This is a genomic window from Mesorhizobium sp. M6A.T.Cr.TU.014.01.1.1 (assembly GCF_004022765.1).
GTDB classification, from domain to species: Bacteria; Pseudomonadota; Alphaproteobacteria; order Rhizobiales; family Rhizobiaceae; genus Mesorhizobium; species Mesorhizobium mediterraneum.
On record NZ_RZPG01000002.1, the window covers coordinates 264,877 to 290,471 of the forward strand.

The 25,595-nt window shown below is 60.1% G+C and carries 20 protein-coding genes and 1 pseudogene; 7 read left to right on the forward strand and 14 right to left on the reverse strand.

Going from position 1 to position 25,595, the window contains the following annotated elements:
- The first annotated feature begins 279 nt into the window (after positions 1-279).
- Together EN885_RS03785 and EN885_RS03790 are read left to right on the forward strand one after the other, a co-directional pair.
- A complete protein-coding gene (locus EN885_RS03785; RefSeq protein ID WP_126106620.1) occupies positions 280-2,613 on the forward strand; it encodes an arylsulfatase in 2,334 nt (777 codons plus the stop codon).
- Positions 2,614-2,846: 233 nt separating this feature from the next.
- A complete protein-coding gene (locus EN885_RS03790) occupies positions 2,847-4,028 on the forward strand; it encodes a hypothetical protein (protein ID WP_128241018.1) in 1,182 nt (393 codons plus the stop codon).
- An 83-nt stretch (positions 4,029-4,111) separates the two neighbouring features.
- On the opposite strand, the gene EN885_RS03795 is transcribed toward EN885_RS03790, so the two are convergent.
- The 12 genes from EN885_RS03795 to EN885_RS03850 all read right to left on the reverse strand — a co-directional run bounded on the left by EN885_RS03795 (position 4,112) and on the right by EN885_RS03850 (position 17,537).
- A complete protein-coding gene (locus tag EN885_RS03795) occupies positions 4,112-4,453 on the reverse strand; it encodes a DUF1622 domain-containing protein (RefSeq protein WP_126106618.1) in 342 nt (113 codons plus the stop codon).
- Positions 4,453-5,370 carry a formylglycine-generating enzyme family protein gene (locus EN885_RS03800; protein WP_126107494.1) on the reverse strand — a complete coding sequence of 306 codons (918 nt, stop codon included), beginning with the start codon at positions 5,368-5,370 and terminating at the stop codon, positions 4,453-4,455. Before EN885_RS03800 ends, EN885_RS03795 begins: the two co-directional genes overlap by 1 nt.
- Positions 5,371-5,610: 240 nt before the next feature.
- Positions 5,611-7,092: an arylsulfatase gene (locus tag EN885_RS03805; RefSeq protein WP_095486770.1), complete on the reverse strand. Its 1,482-nt coding sequence runs from the start codon at positions 7,090-7,092 to the stop codon at positions 5,611-5,613.
- 57 nt (positions 7,093-7,149) lie between these two features.
- Positions 7,150-7,593 carry a DUF202 domain-containing protein gene (locus EN885_RS03810; protein WP_128241017.1) on the reverse strand — a complete coding sequence of 148 codons (444 nt, stop codon included), beginning with the start codon at positions 7,591-7,593 and terminating at the stop codon, positions 7,150-7,152.
- Positions 7,594-7,666: 73 nt separating this feature from the next.
- Positions 7,667-8,077, reverse strand: a complete 411-nt coding sequence (locus tag EN885_RS03815) for a hypothetical protein (protein WP_128241016.1) — start codon at positions 8,075-8,077, stop codon at positions 7,667-7,669.
- Positions 8,078-8,163: 86 nt separating this feature from the next.
- On the reverse strand, positions 8,164-10,536 hold the full coding sequence (locus EN885_RS03820; protein ID WP_128241015.1) for an arylsulfatase: 2,373 nt from the start codon (positions 10,534-10,536) through the stop codon (positions 8,164-8,166).
- A 254-nt stretch (positions 10,537-10,790) separates the two neighbouring features.
- Positions 10,791-11,777, reverse strand: a complete 987-nt coding sequence (locus EN885_RS03825; RefSeq protein WP_245492993.1) for a DUF2950 domain-containing protein — start codon at positions 11,775-11,777, stop codon at positions 10,791-10,793.
- Between the two features lie 20 nt (positions 11,778-11,797).
- Positions 11,798-13,138 (reverse strand): DUF3300 domain-containing protein, encoded by a 1,341-nt coding sequence (locus tag EN885_RS03830; protein WP_128241014.1) that lies wholly within the window; start codon positions 13,136-13,138, stop codon positions 11,798-11,800.
- A 57-nt stretch (positions 13,139-13,195) separates the two neighbouring features.
- On the reverse strand, positions 13,196-14,164 hold the full coding sequence (locus EN885_RS03835; protein WP_128241013.1) for a formylglycine-generating enzyme family protein: 969 nt from the start codon (positions 14,162-14,164) through the stop codon (positions 13,196-13,198).
- 16 nt (positions 14,165-14,180) lie between these two features.
- Positions 14,181-15,182 (reverse strand): HAD family hydrolase, encoded by a 1,002-nt coding sequence (locus EN885_RS03840; RefSeq protein ID WP_128241012.1) that lies wholly within the window; start codon positions 15,180-15,182, stop codon positions 14,181-14,183.
- On the reverse strand, positions 15,179-15,721 hold the full coding sequence (locus EN885_RS03845; RefSeq protein ID WP_128241186.1) for a hypothetical protein: 543 nt from the start codon (positions 15,719-15,721) through the stop codon (positions 15,179-15,181). Before EN885_RS03845 ends, EN885_RS03840 begins: the two co-directional genes overlap by 4 nt.
- A 151-nt stretch (positions 15,722-15,872) precedes the next feature.
- Positions 15,873-17,537 (reverse strand): arylsulfatase, encoded by a 1,665-nt coding sequence (locus EN885_RS03850; protein WP_128241185.1) that lies wholly within the window; start codon positions 17,535-17,537, stop codon positions 15,873-15,875.
- 634 nt (positions 17,538-18,171) lie between these two features.
- Between EN885_RS03850 and EN885_RS03855 the strand changes: the two are divergent.
- The 5 genes and pseudogenes from EN885_RS03855 to EN885_RS03880 all read left to right on the forward strand — a co-directional run.
- Positions 18,172-18,409, forward strand: a pseudogene (locus EN885_RS03855) (hypothetical protein); the annotation flags it as partial.
- Positions 18,410-18,553: 144 nt separating this feature from the next.
- Positions 18,554-20,629 (forward strand): mechanosensitive ion channel family protein, encoded by a 2,076-nt coding sequence (locus EN885_RS03860; protein ID WP_128241011.1) that lies wholly within the window; start codon positions 18,554-18,556, stop codon positions 20,627-20,629.
- Positions 20,630-21,148: 519 nt separating this feature from the next.
- Entirely contained in the window at positions 21,149-21,895 is a 747-nt protein-coding gene (locus EN885_RS33815) for a hypothetical protein (protein ID WP_206616803.1), read from the forward strand.
- A complete protein-coding gene (locus EN885_RS33820; protein ID WP_206437552.1) occupies positions 21,895-22,233 on the forward strand; it encodes a hypothetical protein in 339 nt (112 codons plus the stop codon). The genes EN885_RS33815 and EN885_RS33820 overlap by 1 nt, the downstream gene beginning before the upstream one ends.
- A 30-nt stretch (positions 22,234-22,263) precedes the next feature.
- Positions 22,264-23,190, forward strand: a complete 927-nt coding sequence (locus tag EN885_RS03880) for a lipase family protein (protein WP_164897778.1) — start codon at positions 22,264-22,266, stop codon at positions 23,188-23,190.
- 92 nt (positions 23,191-23,282) lie between these two features.
- On the opposite strand, the gene EN885_RS03885 is transcribed toward EN885_RS03880, so the two are convergent.
- Positions 23,283-23,783 carry an ion channel gene (locus EN885_RS03885; RefSeq protein ID WP_128241008.1) on the reverse strand — a complete coding sequence of 167 codons (501 nt, stop codon included), beginning with the start codon at positions 23,781-23,783 and terminating at the stop codon, positions 23,283-23,285.
- A 258-nt stretch (positions 23,784-24,041) separates the two neighbouring features.
- Positions 24,042-25,562, reverse strand: a complete 1,521-nt coding sequence (locus EN885_RS03890; protein ID WP_127294261.1) for a DUF1254 domain-containing protein — start codon at positions 25,560-25,562, stop codon at positions 24,042-24,044.
- Positions 25,563-25,595 lie beyond the last annotated feature (33 nt).

Consider the following 25,595-nt stretch of genomic DNA (forward strand, 5'->3'; position numbering starts at 1 on the left):
TGACTACGAGGCGATCTACGCTTCGGTTGCTGCAGGCATGTGCGAACCCAAGACGCCCCGCGGATCGTGACGCGGTAGTCCAATAGCTAATTTGCCCCTTAGGCGGGAGAAGCAGCATGACAAGCAGTAGACGATCATTCGTACGACAAGCGCTGGCGCGCGGCATTGCGCGGCCTCGTCGACGGGCTCTTCGCATTCTTCGCGGTGCTGCTCCGAGCGCTCTGACGCGGAGGCAAAGATCTGGGCGGGATTACAACCGACTGACAACGGGAGAAGATCATGACCAAGAAACCATTCAACGGCGTCATCAAGCTCGATGTTCGTGATTCCAAACCGGATTGGGGGCCATTCACGCTGCCCAGGGCGCCGGAAGGTTCCCCGAATGTTCTAATCGTCCTCTACGACGACACCGGTCTCGCGGCTTGGTCGCCCTTTGGAGGCGGCATCAACATGCCGACGCTCCAGAAGCTTGCCGACAACGGCCTGATGTATTCGCAGTGGCACACGACGGCGCTCTGCTCGCCGACCCGCTCGACATTCCTAACTGGGCGCAACCACCACCTCAACGGATGCTCCTGCATCACGGAAGGAGCGCAGGGCTTTCCAGGGTGGAGCGGCCGCCTCCCGGCGGAATGCGCGACGATCGGCCAGGTCCTTCAGGATGCCGGCTGGAGCACCTATTGGCTGGGCAAGAACCACAACGTGCCTGAGCAGGATATCGCCTCCGGCGCGAGCCGCTCCGAATGGCCGTTGCAGAAGGGCTTCGACCGCTACTACGGCTTCATCGGCGGCGAAACCAACCAGTGGTACCCTGACCTCATCGAGGACAACAAGTTCATCGACCAACCCTATGGACCCGAAGACGGCTATCACCTGTCCAAGGATCTGGTCGACCACGCATTGCATATGATCCGCGACCAGAAGGCCTCGAACCCGTCGAAGCCGTGGTTCATGTGGCTCTGCCCCGGCGCCAACCACGCGCCGCACCATGCGCCCGAGGAGTACATCGACAAATACAAGGGCAAGTTCGACGAAGGCTACGAGGCCTATCGGGAATGGGTGCTGCCGCGCATGATTGCGAAGGGCCTTTTACCCAAGGACACCAAGCTTACGCCGATCAACCCGCTGCCGGCGGACGTGGCCAATCCGGGCGACGCCGTGCGCCCGTGGGACTCGCTCAATGCCGAGGAGAAGAAGCTGTTCGCCCGCATGATGGAAGTCTATGCCGGTTTCTCGGAATACACGGACGCGCAGGTCGGCAGGCTGATCGACTATCTCGAGCAGAGCGGCCAGCTGGAGAACACGATCGTCTTCTACTGCTCCGACAATGGCGCCTCGGGCGAAGGCAGCCCAAGTGGCTCGGTCAATGAAAACAAGTTCTTCAACGGCTATCCAGACGAGTTGTCGGAGAACCTCAAGTATCTCAAGGTGCTGGGCAGCACCGACACATATGGCCATTATCCGACAGGTTGGGCAGCAGCAACGTCGACTCCATTCCAGATGTTCAAGCGCTACTCGGAATATGCCGGCGGCACCTGCTGCCCGATGGTGATCTCCTGGCCGAAGGGCATCAAAGCCAAGGGAGAGGTGCGCAACCAGTATCACCACTCGACCGATATCGTACCGACAATCCTAGACGTTTGCGGACTGGAGATGCCCAAGACCTACCGGGGCGTCGAGCAGTACCCGCTCTCCGGCGTCTCGATGCGCTACAGCTTCAGCGCCGAGCCCGACGGCAAGACGACGAAAAAACGCCAGTACTACGCCATGCTCGGGACCCGCGGCATGTGGGAGGACGGCTGGAAGGCCGCTGCCCTTCACGTGCCACTGACCGGCAAGGGTCATTTCGACAAGGACGAATGGGAACTCTACCACGTCGACGCGGACCGCTCCGAATCGACCAACCTTGCAAAGAAGCATCCCGAGAAACTCAAGGCGCTCATTGAAACCTGGTTCGACGAGGCCGAGAAGAACAAGGTGCTTCCGCTCGACGACCGCAGCGCCACTGAGTTGCTCAACGTCGAGCGGCCGACGGAGGAACCTCCGCGCGAGCGCTACATCTACTATACCGGGACGTCGCCGGTGCCGGAGGGTGTCGCCGCCAACGTCCGTGGCCGATCCTACAAGATCGTCGCCGACGTCGAGATCGTCGACAAGGATTGTTCTGGCGTCATCTTCGCCCACGGCTCGCGCTTCGGCGGTCATGCACTCTTCGTCAAGGACAGCAAGCTCCACTACGTCTACAATTTCCTCGGCATCAAGCCGGAGCAAGCGTTCGTGTCGGAGAGCGAGCTCAAGCCGGGCAAGTACACGCTCGGAATGGAGTTCATCCGCGACAAAGCCGGCAAGCACGGGGAGTCGCTCGGCAAGACGACGCTCTATGTCAATGAGAAGATCGAGGCGCAGGGTGATATGCGTACCCAACCCGGCAAGTTCACCCTGTCCGGCGATGGGCTTTGCGTCGGACGGGACAGCGGCGATGCGGTTAGCGAAGACTATAAGACCCCGGGGGAGTTCAAGGGAGGCAGTATCCTGTTCGTCGGCGTCACTGTCGAAAAGGGCCAGTACCTCGATCTGGAGAAGCTGGCGGCAGCGGCCTTCGCCGTCGACTGACGTTGACCGCGGAAGGGAGGCCGAAGGAACCGTCCGGCGGCCTCTCCCTGCGCCTTCCGAGCCGATGAGATCGCGGGAGAAGGTCGATCGGACCAGGAATTGGACGAACGGAAATCAGATCAGCTTAAACTCTCGCTGGGATCGATGAACTAATTCCCCTGGAGCCGTAAAGCCAACCGGGAACATCTCGATGCTGATGAGCCGAGCTGTCGGGATCGGGAGCAGATGTGCGCATGCAAATGAACGAAGCTCTGCACGCAAACGAAGTACTGTTTGAGAATGGTCCGCCTGTCGGGCTCCAGCGACGTCTGGGCCTCGTCAGGGGTAGTCAACTGAATGTTGGCCGCCGGGCGATGATCGTCGGTGCGGTAGGCTGGGCGCCCCTTCTCGTTTTAGCCGGCATTCAAAATGTGACTATGCACACCGGCGGAATTACGCCGCTCCTTTGGGATGCGGGTATGCACGCGCGGTACCTGATCGCCGCACCACTACTCGTCTTGGCCGAAGCGCTGTGCGCACCAAGGCTCAATGCGATCGTACGGCACTTTGCTGACGCCGGGCTTGTAACCAATCGGGACCGTGGGACATATGACGCTGCCGTCGCATCGACCCGAGCGCAGCTCAATTCGCGCGCCGCAGAAATTATCGCAATCGCTCTGGCCTATCTCCTCATGTCTGCGGCGGTTTTTTCGCTGCCGTTCGATCAGATTCCGATTTGGCACAAGACCGGCGGCTCCGCGCCTGCCTTCTCGCCAGCCGGCTGGTGGCACCTGCTGGTGAGTCTCCCTTTGCTCCTGACCTTGCTCCTTGGCTGGACGTGGAGGCTTGCTCTGTGGGCGCATCTTCTGTGGCGGATCGCCCGGCTCGACCTCCGCCTCTTGGCATCCCATCCGGATGGCGCAGCGGGCCTTGCCGTGCTGGGATATTCTCTGCGGGCATTTTCCCTCTTAGCGATGGCGCTTGCCGCGATCGTTGCGGGCCGTTCGGCGAATATTGTCTTTGTCGACGGGGCGCTGCCGAGAGACCACACGATCTTCAGTGCCGGTCTCCTGGTGGTGGTCGGCGCCTTGTTCGCCGCGCCATTATTCTTTTTTACGCCGATGCTGATGAGGGCGTTGCAGCGCGGCTCATTCGAATACGGCGCTCTTGCCACCCAGGTCGGGGCGGCATTCGAAGAGAAATGGCTTGGGCGCGACAGACCTGTCGATAAGTCCGCGCTCGAGAAGCCAGACTTCTCGGCGACTACCGATTTGTACGCGATCGTCGCAAATGTCTACGCGCTGCGCTTGGTCCCGATCGACCTCAAAAGCATCGCCATGCTCGCCATCGCATTGCTGCTCCCGTTCGTTCCGGTCGTATTCCTGGCGCTACCCATGGCGGAAATCTTGGCAGGACTGAAGGGACTGCTTTTCTAGAGCTAGAATGACAATCGCGACCAGGGTGGATACGGATTCCGCATCTCAGCATCCAGATTCTGCTTGCCTTGCAATAGCTCCTGTCAGGTTGGCTGAGTTGTCCGCACCTCGACCAAATCCCGCTCGAGGAAGTAGTTAAGGAACGTTCGGATCACGGCAATTGCCGCCAGTCGTCCAATGTCATCCCAGCCCGGTGCTATCGAAGTTTCAATAATATCGGCCGCAAGCTGGAAGGTCAGGCCGGCAACCAGCCAGCGAGCATAGCGCAGCCAGACAACGCGTCCCTCGGTTGCTCCCGAAGGGACTAACATCGTTCGAAGCGCGCCGACGAATGCCTCGATTGTTCCGTATACGATTGCAATGAGGGCGATTGCATCGATAAGCAGGACGGCATACCCGGTAACGACGGCAAATGCCTGTTCCATCACTCCCCCGAGCGTGAACGAACGATGCAGCGCAAGCCGAGATGGCAGGTCGAAGTATCAACCGGCTGCGACATGCGCGCTGCAGGCCGATACCGCCGACAGTAATTGGGTGCACATAGAAAAGAGCCGCCCTTGGTTACCTTGCGTGGGATCGTGATCTCAGGGGTGTGGGGGTCAAAGCTGGCTTCGCGCTGGCCACCCCGCGGATTGTCGATCGTACAGCACGGGCTGTCGATCCGCGAGTGCTCCTGATACCAGTCCGTAGTCCACTGCCAGACATTTCCCGCCATATCGTGGAGCCCGTAACCGTTGGCCGGGAACGAACCGACCGGAGCCGTCCACTCGTAGCCATCCTCGTTGCGATTTTCGTAGGGAAACTCGCCTTGCCAGGTGTTGGCCAGGTGCTTGCCACCTGGCGTCAGTTCGTCACCCCAGACATATTCGGCGCCGTCGAGTCCACCGCGGGCTGCGAACTCCCATTCGGCTTCGGTCGGCAGCTCCTTGCCCGCCCATTTCGCATAGGCTTCGGCATCCTCGAACGCAACATGGACCACTGGGTGGTCGCCCAGCTTCTTGATGGAGCTCGCTGGGCCGCGCGGATGGCGCCAATTGGCGCCGCCTACATATACCCACCAGTTGTAGGAGTTCCGTATGTCGACCTTCTGAGGCGGCTTCTTGAACATGGAGGACGACGGCACCAGGAGTTCCGGTATCGCTCCGGGGTAGTCTGCGGGATCTGCCGGACGTTCAGCCAGCGTCACATAGCTGGTCTCTGCTACGAAACGCTCGAACTCGCGGTTGGTTACGGTATGGCGATCCATCCAGAAGCCACCCACCTTGACGCGGTGCGCCGGCGCCTCTTCCGGGTAATGCTCGTCCGAGCCCATCAAAAAAGTGCCACCGGGGATCCACAGCATGCCTTCGAAAGGCGGCACGCCGATGTGTCGGTCGCGCGTGGTCAGATCAACAGAGTCATTCACAACATAGCACCTTTTGTGTCGTCCCAGCTACCGAAGGCGATCATAGGCAACGCCATGGCGCTCTGTCATGGCGGTTAGCCACTCCTTCATCGCGTTCTCGCAAGTATATTTTTGTCAGTCCTAATCGCTCGGCAGTCAATGCCGGGTGGCGGGATGCCCGCCGCCCGGCCAACGGCGCTAGTGTCCGCCTCCGCCTGTGGCGGTCACCGCTTCCATCACATGGTCGAGATTGAAGCTTCCTGGCTTCTGGCGCGGCGGGAACTCGCGGAAACTCTGCAGCCATTGTCCCACGAAGGCGCCCGCGGGTGCGATCATAAACATGTGCTCGGCGAACCAGCGGCCATAGTCCATGCCGATCTGATGCGCGAGTTCAAAGGGGTCCATCCGTAGATTGGTCAACATCGGTGCACGCAGCGCCACGAAGGGCTCCTGCCAAACGTGCAGGCCGTGCGCGTCTTGCCGCAGGAAGGTAGCCTTCCAGTTGCCGTAACGCAGGGCGGCGACGCTGCCGTCATCGGTCCAATAGATGAACTCCTTGCGCGGCCATTTGGCCTCGCCCTTCAATGCGGGCATGAGGTTGTAGCCGTCGAGGTGGACCTTGTAGTCCCGGTCCATGGCCTTGTGACCTTTCAGGAGTTTCTCCTTGACGTCAGGCTCGCCAGCCGCGGCCAGGATGGTCGTGAGCATGTCCTCATGCGAACCGACATCGTTGATGACCGTGCCGGGTTCGATCACGCCGGGCCAGCGAATGGCGCACGGCACCCGATAGCCGCCTTCCCAATTGGTGTTCTTTTCACCCCGGAACATCGTCGTGCCACCGTCGGGCCAGGAGAAGGACTCCGAGCCGTTGTCGGTGGAGTACATTACAATGGTGTTCTCATCGAGACCCAGTTCCTTGAGCTTGGCCAGCATCTCGCCGACCTGACGGTCGTGCTCGACCATGCCATCGGCATAGATGCCGAGCCCCGTCCTTCCCTGCACCTCCTTCTTGAGGTGCGTGAAGATATGCATCTTGGTGGAATTCCACCAGAGGAAGAACGGCTTGTCCGCTTTTTTGGCGCGCTCCATAAAGTCGATCGCCTTGGCGGATACCTCTTCGTCGAAGGTCTCCATGCGTTTCTTGGTCAGCGGACCCGTGTCTGTGAGGCGGCCGTCGGCGAAGCTGTGAATGACGCCGCGCGGACCAAAGTTCTTCTTGAAATTCGGAAACTCCGATTCCTTCGGATAGTCGGGGTTTTCCGGCTCTTCCTCTGCATTCAGGTGGTAGAGGTTGCCGAAGAACTCGTCGAAACCGTGGTTCGAAGGCAACATCTCGTCACGGTCGCCGAGGTGGTTCTTGCCGAACTGCCCGGTCATGTAGCCGTGGTTCTTGAGCAGGCCGGCGATCGTCGGATCTTCCTTCTTCATGCCCTCGGGCGCTCCCGGCAGGCCGACCTTGGTGAGGCCGGAGCGGATGGGCGACTGCCCGGTGATAAATGCCGCACGACCTGCGGTGCAGCTCTGCTGCCCATACCAGTCGGTGAACAGCGCTCCCTCCTTGGCGATGCTGTCGATGTTGGGCGTCTTGTAGCCCATCATGCCCTGGTTGTAGGCGCTGACATTGAACTGGCCGATGTCGTCGCCCCAGATGATGAGAACGTTCGGTTTCTTGTCTGCCATTTTCGTCTCCTCCCTATGTTTTCGTGTTGCCACTTGGATGCTGCGCCATCCTTGCCTTCAGACCAACCGGAACAGCACGGCAATGAAAGTGAAAATGCCGATGAGCAACAGAACGATTGTGACAGCAACGAGCGGCGTCTTGTGCGGGTCCTCGTCCACTCCGGCGAGCGGAGCGAACTGTTTGCTCCAGAGATAACCAAGTAGCGATCGGTATTGCCACAGCGAGACAGCAAGCGCACCCACGCCGGCGAGGATGAGCGCAAGGCCGAGAACACGCGGCGACTGCGGGCGAAGCGCCGGGGCGACGCCTTGCATGTCCTGAAAACGCTCGAAGAACTGGACGATCGTGAAGCCGAAGCCGATAAGCGAGACGGACGTTCGCACCCAAGACATCAGCGTGCGCTCGACGCTGAGACGCGTACGCAGCCAAGAGAAATGACTGTCCGATGTCACATGGACTTCAAATCTTGGTGGGTTCTCATCCGCGGGCTGGCTCACCATTCTGATCCCCTTGAATCCTTGTTCATCGACATTGTTTCAGCGTACGAGATTGGCCCCAAGGCTTTTTGATCATTCACGATTTTGGTCCGAGACGAGCGCTGCTCCACCAGCGCGCGATGCGCGCCGCGGGGCCCCGGATCAGGAGATAGGGAACGAAGGCGAGAACAATCGCCACGACCACAGCTTCAAACGGATAGAAGGTGCCGAGTTGCATGATTTGATAGACGGCATCCAGGATCACGGCGAGCACCATAACCTTGCCCGTCGATCTAACCCCTTCGACAAGGCGTGCGCGGCGCTCGTCAGACTTTGACAGGACGGTCCAGAAATAGGGCGACCGCCCGTCGCGCGCATCCTTGATGCCGTCACGTATCCCGAACAAAGTCGCCATCACCGGCTGAAGAAGGAATCTGAGTGCCAGGGGCCCACTCGGCCGAGCGACGAGGTCTTCCCAAAAGCGCTGCAGAATGTCTTCGATCGCCATTCGTGCTCATCCCTCTTTGCGAAGACGGTTGCCGAGGATCAGGCGACGCCGTTGCTGGCGCCGCCCGTCCGTAAGACGACGCCCCCTTACTGCCGCGCCATCGCGACGCGGATAGCTTCTTCCGGCGAGATCATGTGGTCTGCGCTGTCGGCAGCCTCGGCAATAGCGAGTTGCACACCCCTGATGCTGCCGTTGAATTCGTTGTCGTGTGGACCGTAATCAGGCGACACCGAAGCGCCGGTGTCACAGCCGACATCAAGACCGTCGTCAGCCGAGAACACCATGGCAGCCGTGGCTTCGACCTTGCCTTCTCCGACCTTCTTGCCGTCGACGAAGAGAGTGGCCACACCGCCCTTGCCAAGCCCGCCGCCTGCATAGGCGAACTCCATGCGAACCTGGTGAGATCCACTCGGGATCTTGGCCGTGGACTCGGCGTAGAAATGCTTCACGCCGACCAGGTTGTAGCAGTACTTCAGCTTTCCATTCTTGGCGTAGAGAGCCCAGCCGCCGATATTGCCACCTTGGGCAATAATCACACCCTCGGCGCCGCCTTCCGGCACATCGATTTCCGCGGTCACGGAATGCGACTTGTTCTTGATGCTGATGACGGAATTCTCGGAAAGCCGCCCCATGCCGCCGAAGAGGAGCTGCGTGTTGCCGCGGATCAGCACCGGCCGGCCGGCCAAGTCGGAGTTTAGTCGCTCTGCGAGGCGATCGTCGAGCGGGAGCACGTTGTAGCGTGTCGCCTCGATCAGCCAGAGCCGCTGCAGGGCGCGCAGCTTGTCCGGCATCTCCTTGGCGAGGTTTTTCGACTGGCTCCAGTCCTTGTTCGTGTCGTAGAGCTCCCAGGTATCGTCGTCGAAGGCAGGGACGCTCTCGCCGACCATAAGCCACGGCGTCTTGTGCTGCGTTACCGCGGTCCAGCCCTTGTGGTAGATGCCGCGATTGCCGAACATCTCGAAGTATTGAGTCTCGCGGCGCTCGGCCGCCTTCGCATCATTCATCGAGTAGACCATGCTGACGCCCTCGATCGGCGCCTGCTGGACGCCTTCGACCGCCACCGGATGCGGCAGGCCCGCCGCCTCGAGAATGGTCGGCGCAATGTCGATCACGTGATGGAATTGCGAGCGGATCTCGCCTTTGGCCTTGATGCCGTTCGGCCAGCTCACGATCGTGCCGTTGCGTGTGCCGCCCCAGTGGGAAGCGACTTGCTTGGTCCATTGATAGGGCGTGTTCATCGCGTGCGCCCAGCCGACAGCATAGTGGTTGTAGGATTCCGGCCCGCCCAGCTTGTCGAGCCGAGCCATCAGGAATTCCGGCGTCTCGAGCGCCGCGAGGCCGTTGAAGTTGGCCATCTCATTGTAGGCGCCGATCAGCGTGCCTTCCGCCGATGCGCCGTTGTCGCCGATGATGTAGTAGATAAGCGTGTTGTCGGCCAGCTTCAGCCGGTCGAGCGTGTCGAAGAGCCGTCCGACATGATGATCGGCGTATTCGAGGAAGCCGGCATAGACTTCCATCTGGCGCCGCAGCACGGGCTTCATCTTCTCGTCCATGCTGTCCCAGGAGGGAATCTGCTCGTGCCGAGCGGTCAGCTCGCAATCCTCGGGGATGACACCCAGCTTCTTCTGGCGCGCGAAGGTCTCCTTGCGCAGTTCGTCCCAACCCTGGTCGAACTTGCCCTTGTATTTGTCGGCCCACTCCTTCGGCACATGGTGCGGCGCGTGCGCCGCGCCCGGCGCGAAATAGATGAAGAAGGGCTTGTCGGCCATCAGCGCCTTCTGCTGGCCGATCCAGCCGATCGCCTTGTCGGTCATATCCTCCATGAGATGATAGCCCTGTTCGGGTGTCTTCTTCACTTCGACAGGCATCGTCCCTTCATAGAGCGAGGGATACCATTGGTGCGCCTCGCCGCCGATGAAGCCGTAGAAATACTCAAAGCCGCCGCCGCCGGTCGGCCATGCTGTGAACGGACCGGCCGGGCTGGTCTCCCACACGGGGACCTCGTGGCATTTACCGAATTGGGCTGTGGCATAGCCGTTCAGCTTCAGAGTCTTCGCGACGGGAGCCATGGTGTTCGGCAGAACCGAGGAATAACCCGGAGAGCCGCTAGCGCATTCCGTTATGCAGCCCATACCGACCGAATGATGGTTGCGGCCGGTGAGCAGGGCCTGCCGCGTCGGCGAGCACAGCGCCGTCGTGTGAAAGCGATTGTATTTGAGGCCACGCGTCGCGAGGCGCTCAGCGTTGGGTGTGTTGCAGGGGCCACCAAAAGCGCTCGACGCACCGAACCCGACATCATCGAGCAAGACTACGACAATATTGGGCGCGCCCTTGGGCGGCCGCAATTGCTCGATCGGCGGAAATTTGGTGTCGGGATCCTTGGCGTCGTAGGTGATTAGGCCCGTTCGCGGCCGCGACGGAATCGGTAGGACGCTGCGGTTGATCTTGTCTTCGCTCATCGTGACCTCCCATTTGGAGGCGCTCTTGCCACATATCTTTGACGGGCGCCCTTCATGAGGTTTGCCTATTGCCGCTCCGGGCGGAAGGTAATTAACCGTAACCTACGGGCAGAATCCGCTCGGCCAGCGCAAGAGTCAGTCTCTGAGGTGAGCCCCGCTTTCCTCAATGAGCCAAGGAAGAACTCCACATCCTGCGAACGGGCAAACCGCAACGAGACCTCTTGCTGCGTGTTCTTCACTAGAACGCTTTTCTTTCAGTCGGCCACGACCTGCCAGGTATCGTCCGGGTTGAAGCGGTCGATGTATTTGACGATCTGCTCGGTGGTCGGGCCGAGGTCGGTCTCGTAGACGACGCCGTGCTGGTTGACGGCGAAGGTTTTCACGCCGGTTTCGCCGTATTTGGCCGGCCAGGCGATGAGGCCGAAGCCGGCGATCATGTTGCCGTTTATGACGTAGTCGTAGGCGCCGCCGGCGATATGGTCGCCCTGGCCGGTCAGGATCTTGTACTTGTAGCCGAAATAGCCTTCGCCCTTGGCCGCGTCCTCGAGCTCGGCCTGATCGATATTGCCACCGGCCGGACTCTCGCCGTTGATGTCGTCGGTCGGCCAGTAGAGCCCGTCGGTCACGCCTTCAGAGCTGATCAGTTTCTGCGCGAACTCCTCCACGCCATCCTCGTCGCGGTCCTGCGATGCATAGTCCTCCTGCGCGTCGACATAGGCGCGCATCGTCTCGATCGCGGTGAGCTCGTTCTCGCCAACATACCGGTTCACGATCTCTTCGAGCCCGGCATAAGTGTCGAAAGCCCACTTGCCGTCCTCGCCCTTGACGATCGGAAAAGGCAGCGGCCACAGCTTGTCGCCGATCTGCAGCGTGCGGCGGTCGCCCTCGCCATCGAGGACAAGCTGCTTGGCCACACCTTCCTTGATCGTCGCCAGCGTCTCGTCCGAGTTCTCGTCGGCCTTCAGCTTTTCCGCATCGAGGCCGAGAAGGGCCGCAACCGCACCGTTGCCGGCGTCGTCCAGCGCCTTCTTGAACGCCTCGACAGCCGCTTCCGGCGTGTCGAAGACGGGCGGCTCGGCGGCGGCCGCAAACGCAGTGATCTCCGGCGCTTGCGGCGCCTCCTGCGCGGATGCCGGCTGCGAGACAGCGATGCCGGCTGCAAGCACCACGGCACAGACTGAGCGGAGAAGGATCGTATGCAAAACTCCCGTATGTCGGGTGGTGCTGAACATCTGTGTCATAATCCTGTCCTCCCGTTCCGTTAACGCCGGCGTCCGCCGCCGCCGCGCTTGATCTGCTTGTGGCCGCCACCGCCGCGCTGGCCGCCGCCCATCGACTTGTGGCCACGGTTGGAGCTGACCTTGGTCGCCTTGCCGCGATCGACGTTGCCAAGACCCGACGGTTTCTTCGGCCGGTTGTCGACCCGTGCCGCAGGTTTTGGCTTGCCAGCCGGACGGTTCACCTTGGCCGGCTTCGCCGCCGGGCGATTGGCGGTAGGCCTGGCCGCAGGTTTCTGGATGTTGGCGGGCTTGGCCGGGCGGGTGACGTTGGCGGGCTTCGCCTTCAGCCCGTCCAGCGTGCTCTTGCGGATGTCTCTCGTTCCCGCCGTCTTGCCCGGCGCCCTGTTCGCGAGGCTGTCGTTCTTCTTGATGTCGCGGGCGCGGTCGCGGATGGCGTTGTCGCCATTCTTCTCGATCCTGTTCTTGATGTTGTTCTGGTCGAACTTGTTCAACTGATCGCGGTCGATCTTGATCTTGCTGCGATCGACATTCTTCCAGTCGACGTCGTTGATGTTGATATTGCCGTTGAAGTCGCGGTTGTTGAAGCAGTTGTTGCAATCGATGTTGATGTCGTTGCCGTTCCAGCGGCCGCCCCACACGCCCCAATCATCCCAGTCGACGGCGGCGGCCCAGATGGCGCCGGTCACCGCCCCGGCGAAGAATGTCGCCCCCGGGTACACATAGTATGGGTAAGGATCGGGATAATAGCGGATCGGTTCCCACACGTAATCCGGCTCATAAAACATCTGCGGCGGATATTGCGGGACGTAGATCACTTCGGGGCTCGCCGACTTGATGACGATGTTGTCGTTCGCCTTGACCACCTGGATCTTGTCGTCGGTCTTGATGACGCCCTTGGCGACCGCCTCGTCGCGCAGCTGCTGGATGGCAACCAGCACGTCCTTCTGCTGGTAGGCGATGGCATCGCCGAGCGTCTGCGTCCATTCGAGGTCGTCGCTCATCATCTTCACAATGTCGGGATAGTTGAGCAGCGACACCACGGAACCGTCCCAGCTCTCCTTGGGTTTCAGGCTCTTGTCCTTCTCGTAACGGTCGAGGAAGCGCGCCGCCTCGATGATCTGCAGCGGATAGAGCGCAGCCGCGGTGATCACGGCGATCAGCTCGTCCGGGTAGAGCGCAATCCGCGCGACCAGCACCTCCATCTCGTCGGCGCTCAGCGGCTCCGGCGAAGTCGCCGCATCGCCCGAAGCGTCAGCCGCCGCGACCTGTTCTTGTGCAAGGACAGGGTGCGCCGAACCAAACCCGGCAAGCAGCAGCGTCAGCGCCGCCGCACCGACCTTCAACAAGTGTTTGCCCGTCATGCTTCGATCCTCCCTGTCTGTCTCGGCAAGCCTTAAGGCCGGGCTTTTTTTCCGTTGTCACGTTTTGCGTGCAATGCAGCGGAAACCCAGATGGCACGTTGACGTATCGATCGGCTGCGCCATCCGCGCGGCCGGACGGTAGCGCCGGCAATAATTGGGCGCGCAAAGATGCGATCCGCCTTTCATCACCTTGCGCGGGATTCTGATCTGCGGCTGCCGTGGATCGAGGCTGTCGTCCCGTTTGGCACCGCGGGGGTTGTCAACCGTGCAGCATGGGCTGTCGATCTTGCCGTGTTCCTGGTACCAGTCCGTGGTCCACTGCCAGACATTGCCAGCCATGTCGTAGAGGCCGTAGCCGTTGGCGGCAAAAGAGGCGACGGGTGACGTCCCCTCGTAGCCGTCCTCGCAGAGATTCTGCCATGGGAACTCGCCTTGCCAAGTATTGGCCATGTGTCGGCCCTCGGGCGCCATTTCATCGCCCCAGACAAATTCGGCCGCGTCGAGTCCGCCACGCGCCGCGAATTCCCACTCAGCCTCGGTGGGCAATTCCTTGCCCGCCCACGATGCGTAGGCTTCGGCATCCTCAAGGTTCACATGCACGACCGGATGGTCGGCCAGCCGCTTGATCGAACTCGCCGGCCCGCGCGGATGGCGCCAATTGGCGCCGCGCACGTAGACCCACCAATTGTAGTGATCGCGAAGATCGATACGCTGTTTGGCCTTGCTGAACACCACCGACGATGGCGCCAGCATGTCCGGCTTCGCTCCGGGATAATCGTCGGGATTTACGGGACGTTCGGCCGAGGTGACGTAACCAGTAGCATCGACGAAGCGAGAGAACTCGCGGTTGGTGACGGTGCAGACGTCCATCCAGAAGCCGCCTACCGTCACCCTATGCGCCGGCGCCTCTTCGGAATAGTGCTTGTCCGATCCCATGAGGAATGTACCGCCAGGGATCCAGACCGGGTCCAGGAATGGCTCTTCGACCTGAGTAGGTTGAGCCTGGCGTTCCACAACTCGACTCATCTCTTGCTCCGAAGCCTTAATTCTCGAAAGCGAACACCCGGTTCCATTCCTTCTTCATATCGACAACCGTCCAACCAGAATCGGCTGCGGCGTCGAGACCCTTGTCCAGACGGCCGATGCTTGACTGCCGGTCGTAGGCCCATTCGCGCTCTGCGTCTGTATGATGGACATAGAGGCAGAAGCGCGGGGCTGGTCCGGCGCAGGTCCATTGCAGCATCTGCAGATCGCCGTCGGAATTGCCGAACGCCGCGATCGGCCGCCGCCCAATATGCTTTTGGATGGCCACCGGCTTGCCCGCCTTGTCGTCAATGAAGTCAACTTCCGGCAGCTTGTTGAGAACCATCTGGTCCCCTTTCAACTCGAATTTCATTTTGCCGCTGCTGCCGATCACCTGCTCGGGGGGAATGCCGTAAACCTGCTCGCTGAATACTCGCACGAACTCGATGCCGCCGCCCGAGGCTATGAATGTCTTGAAACCGTTGGCGCGCAAATAGTCCAGCAGCTCCAACATCGGCTGGTAGATCATCTCCATGTAGGGTTTGCCTGTCTTCGGATGCTTGGCGCTCGCAAACCAGTCGCGGACGATCTGTTCGAACTCGTCGGTGGTCATGCCCGAATGCGCGGCCATCACGATCTCCAGGATCGCGTGTTCTCCGCCAGCTAGCGCCACTTTCACATCGCCCTTCAACAGCGAGGCAAAGGGCTCCTGCGTGTTCCATTCGGGATGTTGGGGAGCGAGCACCTTGACCCGGTCGAGCGCGAACAAAAGCTGAAAATACATAGGCTGTTCGCCCCACAGCGTCCCGTCATTGTCGAATACCGCGATGCGTTCGGGGACAGGCACGAAATCCGCCGACCCTTCCTTGGTCACGCTTTCGACGAACCGCACGATGGATTGCTTCGCCTCGCCGTCGTTCCATGAGGCGAGTACTTCCGCGCCTTGCGCGGAAGGCGCAATCGTCATCACCAGAAAAAGGAGCGGCAAATAGCACCTGGCAGCGCGAGGGAGAACGGTCATGGCTTGACACCTTTGCTTTCTGTAGCTTGAGCGGGGCGGTGTTCGAACACCAGCGTCCAAAGCCTGCCTTCCCCAAGCGCGACGTTGAGTTCCCTGGATGCCAGGTAGGGGATCAATATCAGCAGCATGATCAGGCTTGTCGCGAGCGTCTGCGGCAGCTTGTCTCCTCCGAATTCAGCGAGGGAGGCGGCGCTTGTTCGCCCGACTATGACTTCCTCAACGACCGAGAGGACGAGAAGCAGGATCAGGTATAACAGGGCCTTGTAGGCTATGACGTAGACTACCCTGCTTCGACGCCGGTCGCCCAATCGGATCATGTGTCCGAGCATCATGAACTTCGCCAGGATCAGCGCCTTGATGGCCGCAAGCCCTGATGGCAGATAGCTGATGCCTTCGTCGCCAAGGATCGCTGTCTTGTAGAGAATGAGCGCACCAAAGCAGACGAATAGATATACGGATAGCAGCGCATACTCTCGCAGCTCCTGTTTCGCCCTCTGGGCAAGGGTCTCCGTCGAAGGACTGTGGTTCGCTGTTGCCATCGGCATGTTACTACTGCCTTCAAAGGAACCGGCCGCCTCGTGAGAGGGCCGCAAGCGGAGTGTCGCGGCCTTTCCAATACTCGCGGACAGCATGCTCCGGCCTCCGCTGGTTCGAGCGGGCGGCCGAGCCCCCCGCCGCTGAAGAGAGCGCCTATTGCCCTGCGCGTTGCTTCATGGCGTCCTCGATCTGTACTTTCACCGCTTCGAGGTTGAAGCTCGCGCCCGCCTGCAGGGGTGGATATTCGATTGCCGTCTTGGCGAGCTTGGCCACTTCCTGCTGGACGAACACGAAACGCCAGAACTCGTACACGAACCAGCCCATGAAACTTCCTTGAGCGCCCTCCAATGTTCCGTTTTCCGGATCGCCAAAACGCTCGAACGGATCGAGGCGCAGGTTTGTCAGGGCCGGTGCGTTAAGCTTGTTCTTGACGCCAATCCAGCCGCTGGGCTGATCGATGAAGCGATACTTATAGTCATCGATGCGCACCGCGCCGAGCGTGCTTTCGCCGAAATAGAATATTTCGTGACGGGCCGAGGGTCCCTTGCCGGTAATCAGGTCCAACTGGTTGTAACCGTCAAGATGGTTCTTGTAGGTCCGCTCGCCGATCTGCTTTCCTTTCAGTAATTCATCCTTGATGTTCGGATTGCCTGCTGCGGCAACGAAAGTGGGTAGCCAGTCGAGGCCTGAGACGATGCCGTTCTCCACCTTTCCGGCAGGGATTTGGCCGGGCCATCGCATTATTGCCGGCGCGCGGAAGCCACCTTCATAGATGGTGCCCTTCTGACCTTTGAAGGGTGTGTTGCCGCCGTCGGGCCAGGTGAACGTCTCGGTGCCGTTGTCGGTCGTGAACAGGAAGATGGTGTTGTCGCCGACGCCCAGATCCTCGAGCTTCTGCATGGTCGCGCCCACGATGTCATCGAGTTGGGCCATGCCCGCTTCTTGCAATGACCACCCATTCTCCGAATTGCGCATCGCCTCGTACTTCGGGGATAGGTGCGTGACGATGTGCATGCGGGTCGGGTTGAGCCACAGCAGGAACGGCTTGTTGTCGGTCTTGGCGTTGTCCAGGAACTTGAAGGCGAGGTCGCGAATTTCGTCGTCCACGGTTTCCATCCGGTCGGGATAGAGCGTCCCGGCGTCCTCGATCCTCTGCTTGCCGACCTTGCCCCAGCGCGTATCCACAGTCGCATCGTCTGTGTCGGTCGCCCAGCTGTGAACCATGTTGCGGGGGCCGACCGTATTCAGCAGCTCCTGCGGATAGCCGGGGTGAGCCGGGTCCTCCATCGCATCGAGATGATAGAGGTAGCCGAAGAATTCGTCGAAGCCGTGCACCGTCGGCAGGAACTCGTTGAGGTCACCGAGGTGGTTCTTGCCGAACTGACCCGTGGCATAGCCCATTTGCTTCAGGGCCGTCGCGATCGTCATTGCTGCGGCTGGCAGGCCAACCGGGGAACCGGCTTGGCCGACCGTGGTCATGCCGGTACGGATCGGAAGCTGGCCCGTAACAAAGGCCGCCCGGCCCGCCGTGCAGCTCGCTTCGGCATAATAGTCGGTGAAGAGCATGCCTTCGGCGGCAAGCTTGTCCAGGTTTGGCGTGCGTCCTGCCATCATGCCGCGATGATAGGCGCCGATGTTCCAGATGCCGATGTCATCCCCCATGATGACGACGATGTTGGGCTTCGCGCCGGCTGCTTGAGCTTTCGCGCTCGTGGCTATTCCGGATGCGACGGCCGAAATGGCGAGCACAGATCCTCCGGTCAGCAAAATGTCGCGCCGGTTCGGTTGTCGGTCTGGATTCCCTTGCTTGTCACTCATCTGACGCCCTCCTTTGATTGTACCGCTTTTCCAGGATGAGCCGAGTTTTCGGTCCCCTGGCGAGAAAAACATGCTCCGCGTTCTGTCGACGAGACGAAACTCGTGGCAGGACGCTTCAGCCATGCCTTCGACAAAATCATCCTTCGTGAGGTTTGCCTATTGCCGCTCGGGGCGGAAGGTAATTAACGGTAACCTACAGGCAGAATCCGCTCGGTTGCATCGAAAGCGGGGTTGTCTAGGATACGGTCTAGCTCGACGGACAAATGACCGGTGATCAAATTGCTGGCGCCGATTTATCGCGCAGTACCCCTGGGTTGGATCGGCAAGACATTGCGGGTTCTTTGAGGACCGCTGCCACAAGCGTGTCAATCTCGGCCATCGCCGGATACAGCTGCACCGAGCAACAGTCCGACTACGTAACTTACATACTGATACTGGCACCATCAAAAAGACTATGCGCATTCTAGCGCATAAGGGATGGCGCTATGGCAGCAAACGGCAAACCTCCTGGCGGGGAGCAGTGATATTCGGCGGCAAGCGACGCCTACCGCATGCCGAATTTGCGATCCGCAAATTAGCGGCAGCCTTCTCAACGGTTGTCTCGCGAAGCGACGGCAACCTGGGTGGATGCCAGGCCGGTCTTCGCGGAAACCATTCAGTCACGCCCAAGGTCTATCTGACCTATGGGGCTCGTCGGCGCCGGCGAAGCCGACATCGACTGGGATGTCGCCGGGGCGATTGGCTACCGTTTCAACGACCGCATCTCATCGGTCATCCGGTACCGGGCACTGGGCGTCAACTACAGCAACGACGACGGTTTCCTTGATGTCGTGCAGCAAGGTCCGATTCTGGGGCTCGTGGTCCGGTTTTAGCGGCACAAAGAGTCCGATGAATTTGACTGCGCCCTTAGCTTGCAGCCACTCTCCCCGGAGACGTAGCATGCGGGCAGAACAGTTGCCCATAAAAGGGCGAGGAGCCAACATGTGCAGCTGCGGCATTCAAAACTCGAGGCACTCATGAAGAACAAGCTACGGCTCGGGTTCTTGCCAGTTGTCGTCGCGCTTTTGCTAGCGCTCTTGCAGGGAACTTCGCTAGCTCAACAGCCTTCCCCCGACCTTCCGCCCGAAAAGGCAAAGCAGTTCCTCGAGCTTTTGTCCGATCCGCAACTAAAGGCATGGCTCGAGGGAAAGAGTCCAGCGGCCACGCACGAGCCCGGCCTGTCCATTTCCGAGGACATCTTGAGGCTGGAGGCGGGTGTTCGTGCCCGTATCGGCGCGCTCGGCGCCGCGATCCCGCGCCTGCCGGAAGAACTGTCGCGCGCCGCCGACGTCGTCTCGCGTGACGTGAACACCGGCAGGCCAGGGCTGGTTATGGGCATCCTGGCGGTCTTGATCGCGGTCGGTTTCGGAGCCGAGTGGGCGGTCCGACGAGCGCTCGCCAGGACGAGGAGCGCGGTTGTTCAGGAAGACGCCGGACAAGCGATCCTCTTCGAGACTGTCGCCCTGCTGAGTTTTGCGCTCGCCAGCGCCGGTTCGTTCTTGGCACTCGGATGGCCACCTTTACTCCGCAGGATCATTCTGACCCTGCTTCTTGCGTTCATCGCGTTCCGTATCGTTCGCACGGCAGCCCGATTGCTGTTTGCGTTCGGCGGTCCGACGAGCGACCCCTCGGACAGGCCGACTCCGCTTTTCGAAAACGAAGCTTCGACCCGTTTCTGGCGGTGGCGAGTCAGCCTTGTGGCCGGGTTCCTGCTGTTCGGCTGGGCGATCGCCAGCCTCATGCCTGGCCTGGGCTTCTCTCCTGAGGTTGCAGAGCTCGCCGCCTTCCTGTTCGGGCTTGGCATTCTGGCGACCGCAATCGAGGTCGTCTGGCAACGGCTCGACGGCCGAGGCTCTCTGGTCAAGCAATCGTTTCTCACCTTGTTCCTGATCGTGCTTTGGATGGCTTGGGTCGCCGGCCTGCTCGGCGTCCTGTGGCTTGGGATATTCGCCCTGGTGCTGCCGACAGCCTTGCGCGGCGTCGGCGCCGCGGCACAGGGCTTCGCCGGCAGGTCGAAGCGCAGCGGCGCGATGGGCGTCGTACTCAACGTGCTCATTGTCAGGGGCGCCAGGGCGGCGGTCATTGCCGCGGCGGTCGCATGGCTCGCCCATATCTGGCGGATCAGGGCCGCGAGCCTCGTCGGCAGCGAAACCGGCGGCTTCCTGATAACCGGGCTGCTCAACGGCATCATAATTTTGCTGATCGCCGACCTGCTCTGGCAACTGTCGAAGGCCTTGATCGAATATCACACGAACCTCGCGCCGGCGGATGGGAGCAGCGCCGACCAGCTGGCCCGTAGCGGCCGGCTGCGCACGCTGTTGCCGATATTTCGCAACGCCCTTGCCGTGTTCATAGCCGCGGTCACCGTGCTGACGATCCTCGCTGGGCTCGGCGTGCATATACTCCCGCTGATTGCCGGCGCCGGTATCTTCGGCATCGCCATCGGCTTCGGCTCCCAGACCCTGGTCAAGGACGTTCTGAGCGGCGTGTTCTACATGATGGACGACGCCTTCCGGGTCGGTGAATACATCCAGAGCGGCAGCTACAAAGGCACGGTCGAATCCTTCAGCCTGCGTTCGGTGCGTCTGCGTCATCATCGCGGCCCCATCTTCACCGTCCCGTTTGGTGAGCTGGGGGCGGTCCAGAATATGAGCAGGGATTGGGTGATCGACAAGATCACGATCGGCGTGACCTATGATTCCGACGTGGACCTGGCGCGCAAGCTCATCAAGAAGATAGGCCAGGAACTGGCAGCCGATCCTGAATTTGCGGCTGACACGATCGAGCCGCTCAAGATGCAGGGCATCGACAATTTCGGGGACTATGCGATCGTTCTGAGGATAAAGTTGACGACGAAGCCAGGGACCCAATTCGGCATCAAGCGCCGTGCATACATGATGATCAAATCGGCATTCGCGGAAAACGGTATCAAGATCGCGGTTCCCACCGTTCACGTCGAGAGTGGCGGAGAGACTGCGGCCGCTGCTCATCAGGCAAACCAAACCCTGAAAAAGAGCAAGGCCCCCTTGGAGGCGGTGAGCGACACGCCATAGAGCTGCGCTCGAAGGTCCAATTGCGAAAGCAAAACCAAAGGAAGCCGAATTGGGGCCAATCGATTAGGGCTGATGATGACAAGGGCAGGCATGTCTTCTGAAATTCGCCGATCATGACCTGCGGCACAGAGCATGGACCAGTTCCTGCGTAACGGCGCTACCTGCTCAGGTACTTAGCTAGCAGCTTGCAGGCGCTCAGCGTGCGGTGGTCGCCCTCGCCATCGAGGACAAGCTCTTGGCCACACGGGAAGGCGCAAAAATCTGCCTGTAGGATACTGTAAGTTACGTTTCACGTCGTAAGCCAAATGCGCATAACTTCTCTCAAGAAGGGCGGGTTCATCCCGTGCTCCGGATGTACCGAAGGGAAGTCTCGTCAACGACGGAAGCTGTACTGTACCGCCCGTCCAGAAGGTGAGCTGACCCGGCACGGGCCGTCCCGCACGGATTTCATTTGCCCATTCTAGATGCGCTGCAGTCTGCGACGCCGCTTGCTCTCATCTCTAAGGAGGATTTTTCAGTATGAACGCCAATCGCATAACGAGTATAATATTTTTTGCTGGAGGCCTTGCCCTCGCGACTGCGGGCGCAATAGCGCAAGAAGCCGCCAAGAAGCCTCACGTGCCGCTGGAAAAGACCATCGGCCAGGTCAAGGCGACCGGCGCCGTCCCGTCCCTCGCCGTCATAAATTCGCAGAGTGCCAAGCTTGACGGCGGCAAGCTCGTCCTGACCGGCGTTTCGAAAAACTCGATTGTGTTTGCCGATCGGCCGGTGCGGGCCGCCGGCCATGTCGCCACCGAGCAATTCATCATGCAATGGGATGAAGGCAAGGACAGTTTCGCTATCGATCCCCCGAACGCAACGCTCTCAGTCCTTGGGGGAGACGGTTCAGAGGTGAACGATGCCGTGGTTACGCTCAAGGCTCCGAAGCTTGAGGGAACCACGCTCACATTCGACGTTGCCGTCCTGGAAGGTAGTCTGAACAACGCGAGTGGTCCGGCAGCACTTTTCATTGACGCCTTTGCGTTTCGCGGACCGGGCGGCGGCGGCTTCGCCCATGTGGGCGGCTACGGTGGTGCGGTCTGGCATGGTGGTGGATACGGCGGCGGCGCCTACTGGCATGCTCCCGTCTATCATGGAGCTTGGTATGGTGCTGGCGCTGTCGCGGGAGCCGCAGTTGCCGGGGCTGCTATTGGCGCAGCCGCTGCTGCTGCGCCCTATTACCCGCCCCCGGCGTGCGGCTACTATCCCTACCCGCCCTGCTACTGATGCAATTGAAAGCGGTCCAACTCATAAAACCCTGCGCCGTCGCCATCCGTGTCGCCTTCGACACGGATGTCGAACCGATCCGCAAGCTGTTCAAGAAGATCGGTGAGGAGATTGCCGCCGACCCCGAACTGGCGCCCGATCTCATCGCCCGTTCAAGAGCCAGGATCGGGGACGTCGAGTACGGGACGCTGATCATCCAGACGAAATTCACAGCCGAGCCAGGAAAGCAATCGATGATCCGCCTCGCGGCGCTGAAGCCGGTGCACAAGGCAGTCCGCGAAACGGAATTCGGGCCGTGCCCAAGCCCCCTGACCGGCGATGCGGCGGCTCCAGCATGATCGCACAGCAATTGCCAGGAGATGGTTCGCGTGAAAAGTCGCTTTGAACTGCTCGCAGTGATCGCCCTTTGCGCGATGGCGCTGACGGCGTGCGTCGGCATGTCATCGAAAGAATTGCAGGCGCTGGGATCGACGGTGACGCCCGCCGATGTCGATTTCACAGAGCTTTTCGCTTATGCTGGCAGAGCGAAGACGGCCTATGCGACGGAAGCAGTCATCCGCGCCAAGTATCCGGCCACGGTGCGCGTCGGCTCGCCCGGCGCCACCGATGCCCAGTATTTCGTGGAGCGGGACGATAAGACGCGGACCCAATATATCGCGGTCCGGGGAACAGCCAACAGGAAGAATATTTTCGAAGACATCGAGATCAGGATCCGCCAGGACCTCGACCTCGGCCTGCCGATCCACTCAGGCTTCGACGCCACGTCGCACGCCCTCTACGCCGACATGAAGCCTTCCCTCAAACAGAACTACAAAACGTTCGTAACAGGACACTCGCTTGGCGGCGCGATCGCAGCGATCCTTGCGATATACCTTGCTCGAGATGGCTACGACGTTGCTCGGGTCGTCACCTTTGGCCAGCCGAAATTCACCACGGCGGCCGGCGTCGAGCTAATAGGGTCCCTTTCGATCACACGTGTCGTCGATGAAAACGATATGGTGCCGATGTTGCCGCCTGTGACTGCACTAATCAACCGCCTGCACGGATCCTACGAGCATGTCGGGCCGGAAGTGATCTTGCTGGACGGTCCTCATTATGTGTTCCTGCCAAGCCATGATGCCGACCGCATTTCCGTTGGAGAGTTCTGGCGTTCGATCAGCTTTGCTGACCTCGCCGATCACCATATGGACAACTATCTGAACAGGCTCTCGACAAAGGCCACTGGCGCCGTCGCGGTCTCCTACAACGATCGCGAACGGTACATAACGCCAAAGCAGAAGCACGCTTCGAACTAACTTATGAGCTGCGTGTCAGCGTCCTGCGCTATCTGAAGCGCTGCTCTTTATTCGCCATTCGACGCGTGTCGTATCGCGCCAACTCATAATGATCATTCGGAGTCACTTTTCCCGGCAGGCCCGCGACCGGTCGGCCCTTTGGCGCGCACTCTGTCGAGCCTGCCAAATTCGGTCATGATGCTTACCAGAACGCTTCCCGTCCAACCGAATGTGAACAAGCCGGACATGGCTATGATCGGACCGACCAGACGCCATCGGTCTGGCAGATTGATATTTCCCTCTCCCAGCGTCGTATAGCTCTCCAAGACGTAATAGTAGCTGTCACGCATCGAGGGGATCGATCCCATCACATATAGAGGGACCGCCCAAAGAAAGGTTTCCGCGAAATGCAGGGCTGCCAGGGAACCGATTGTGATGGCAAGCAACAGGTTGAGCCGCCAATATGGCGTGGCTTCAGTCACACGGATCCAGGATTTGCTGAAGCGTTGATTGATTATTCGAATTCCAGTGCCGTGAACGAAAATTATCACGATCATGAAAAGAGTGCCGACGACAATTTCCAAAACCGGCGTGGGACCTGAAAGGTCGTCCATCGTGGTGTCCGATAGTTAGCGCGTACCGGTTACCCGGCGTTCGTGTTGGCGAGCAAAACCGTGCCGTCGTACGCGGAATGGTAGGTTACAGCTCGTTGTTTGAACCGGTACTCTTGCCAGAGCCCCGTAAGTTGATGCCGACCCAGCCTGTAGCCAGCCTTGGCGAGCGCACGGCGACGTCAGCCACAGCGAGCTGAGTCTTCGCCTGAAGATCGATCGAGCGGATAGAGAACCATCCGCTCTATTCGACTGTTTTCCCTATTGCTGCACCAGTTCGAACTCGCCCGGCTTCCAGGTCTTGTCGAACCAGGACTCCAGCGGGCCATAGAGGCGAAGAAGGACGTTCCAGCCCTTGCCGGGAACTGTCTGGACCCAGTTGGCCTCATGGCCTTCCGGCGCTGTCGGACCGAACCAGACATCGACCGAGGAGTCCGCGTTGATCACAATGTCTTTCTTGTCGCTGCCGATGCTGGGGAATTGCTGGTCCGTCTGCAGCATCGAACGCGTTTGATTGTCATACGCAACGAACGACCAGAATTCTTTTGCCGGAATGTTTGGCGGCAGGTGGATCTTATAGGTCTTGCCGCCATCGAACGGTTTGCCATCCTTGTCGGTGGTGGCGCCGGCGTATTGCGAACCGATGCCGACGCGCTTTATCGCCATGGCCGGCGTGATACCCGTGGCATAGTAGTGGAACAGGACACGGGCATCCAGATAGCGAACGCCCGGCTGCAGAAGAAACTCGTAGTTGCCGCCGACAAAGCCGGTGAACCAGGCACTGTCCGGATAATAATAGGCGTCCTTCATGCGGGTCTTGAATGTGATGGTGCGCGCCGTCGCATTGCCGACGGCGACGGCTTCAGTGAGGATCTTCTTCATCCGCTCGTCGGGTGCGAAGGGTTTGCCCTTTTCGATGCCGATGGCGGCGAGCTGTCCGAGCACTTCCGGGTGATAGGCCTCGTTCGGCTCGTACTGGACGATGTCGTTAACTTCCTCGAAGAAGTGAAAATCATTGGCATGGATCGTGTTGTACTCCTTGCCCGAGGTGTTGATGATCTTCATCGGCGGCGGATTGCCGGCTTCCGAAAGGGGATAAACCTTGGCGAATTTCTTGGTGTTTTCGACCGCGGTTGCAGTGCTGCCGTTTTCGAGGAAGCCGCGCCAGAAGAACAGGTTTCCGTAAGTCGAGGTTCGAAACACGAAATAGCCTTCGGGTATCTCGCCCTGATAACCCGGCGGCAAAAGCAGGTATTTTCCACCCTTGCCCTTGTCCGGGCCGGCATTGCCGACATCGCCGACATATTGGAACCAGTGATTGTCGATCATGCCCAGGATATTGGGCGGCGTCTCGATGACCAGCGGACCGGCCTTGGTGTCCAGCCACATCAGATTGTAGATGCTTTCGGTGTTGCCGGTGAGGAACAACGAATGCGAATCCATCAGGTTTTCGAAGATCAGAATAGTCTGGTTGTTGTCGGCGCCCTGGCTAGCCAATCCAACCCGCAGGGCTTCAACCGATGCGCCGGGCATGGCGTTGAGAAAAGCGTCGACGCCGCGCATGAAATCGAGATTGTCGTAGATCTTCTCCGAGGTGGCGTCATCCGGGAAGCCATCGAAAAAGTTCAACTTGCCAAGCCTGGTGTCCACACTCTCCGGCGTGACGATCGAATCCGGTATCGGCGTCGTCATTTTCATCTTCGGCGCTTCGGCGGAAGCGGTGCCCAAGCCTATCAGGACCACCGCGGCGGTGGCGCAAAGCATTCTCGTCGTGCGTATCATAACTCTCTCCTCATCGACATCTCAGCATGGTCG

Excerpts from the sequence above, each read along its gene's own strand:
- EN885_RS03785 (WP_126106620.1), top strand. The coding sequence starts at position 280 with ATGACCAAGAAACCATTCAACGGCGTCATCAAGCTCGATGTTCGTGAT.
- EN885_RS03790 (WP_128241018.1), top strand. The coding sequence starts at position 2,847 with ATGCAAATGAACGAAGCTCTGCACGCAAACGAAGTACTGTTTGAGAAT.
- EN885_RS03795 (WP_126106618.1), bottom strand. The coding sequence starts at position 4,453 with ATGGAACAGGCATTTGCCGTCGTTACCGGGTATGCCGTCCTGCTTATC.
- EN885_RS03800 (WP_126107494.1), bottom strand. The coding sequence starts at position 5,370 with ATGCTGTGGATCCCCGGTGGCACTTTTTTGATGGGCTCGGACGAGCAT.
- EN885_RS03805 (WP_095486770.1), bottom strand. The coding sequence starts at position 7,092 with ATGGCAGACAAGAAACCGAACGTTCTCATCATCTGGGGCGACGACATC.
- EN885_RS03810 (WP_128241017.1), bottom strand. The coding sequence starts at position 7,593 with ATGGTGAGCCAGCCCGCGGATGAGAACCCACCAAGATTTGAAGTCCAT.
- EN885_RS03815 (WP_128241016.1), bottom strand. The coding sequence starts at position 8,077 with ATGGCGATCGAAGACATTCTGCAGCGCTTTTGGGAAGACCTCGTCGCT.
- EN885_RS03820 (WP_128241015.1), bottom strand. The coding sequence starts at position 10,536 with ATGAGCGAAGACAAGATCAACCGCAGCGTCCTACCGATTCCGTCGCGG.
- EN885_RS03825 (WP_245492993.1), bottom strand. The coding sequence starts at position 11,777 with ATGACACAGATGTTCAGCACCACCCGACATACGGGAGTTTTGCATACG.
- EN885_RS03830 (WP_128241014.1), bottom strand. The coding sequence starts at position 13,138 with ATGACGGGCAAACACTTGTTGAAGGTCGGTGCGGCGGCGCTGACGCTG.
- EN885_RS03835 (WP_128241013.1), bottom strand. The coding sequence starts at position 14,164 with ATGAGTCGAGTTGTGGAACGCCAGGCTCAACCTACTCAGGTCGAAGAG.
- EN885_RS03840 (WP_128241012.1), bottom strand. The coding sequence starts at position 15,182 with ATGACCGTTCTCCCTCGCGCTGCCAGGTGCTATTTGCCGCTCCTTTTT.
- EN885_RS03845 (WP_128241186.1), bottom strand. The coding sequence starts at position 15,721 with ATGGCAACAGCGAACCACAGTCCTTCGACGGAGACCCTTGCCCAGAGG.
- EN885_RS03850 (WP_128241185.1), bottom strand. The coding sequence starts at position 17,537 with ATGAGTGACAAGCAAGGGAATCCAGACCGACAACCGAACCGGCGCGAC.
- EN885_RS03860 (WP_128241011.1), top strand. The coding sequence starts at position 18,554 with ATGAAGAACAAGCTACGGCTCGGGTTCTTGCCAGTTGTCGTCGCGCTT.
- EN885_RS33815 (WP_206616803.1), top strand. The coding sequence starts at position 21,149 with ATGAACGCCAATCGCATAACGAGTATAATATTTTTTGCTGGAGGCCTT.
- EN885_RS33820 (WP_206437552.1), top strand. The coding sequence starts at position 21,895 with ATGCAATTGAAAGCGGTCCAACTCATAAAACCCTGCGCCGTCGCCATC.
- EN885_RS03885 (WP_128241008.1), bottom strand. The coding sequence starts at position 23,783 with ATGGACGACCTTTCAGGTCCCACGCCGGTTTTGGAAATTGTCGTCGGC.
- EN885_RS03890 (WP_127294261.1), bottom strand. The coding sequence starts at position 25,562 with ATGATACGCACGACGAGAATGCTTTGCGCCACCGCCGCGGTGGTCCTG.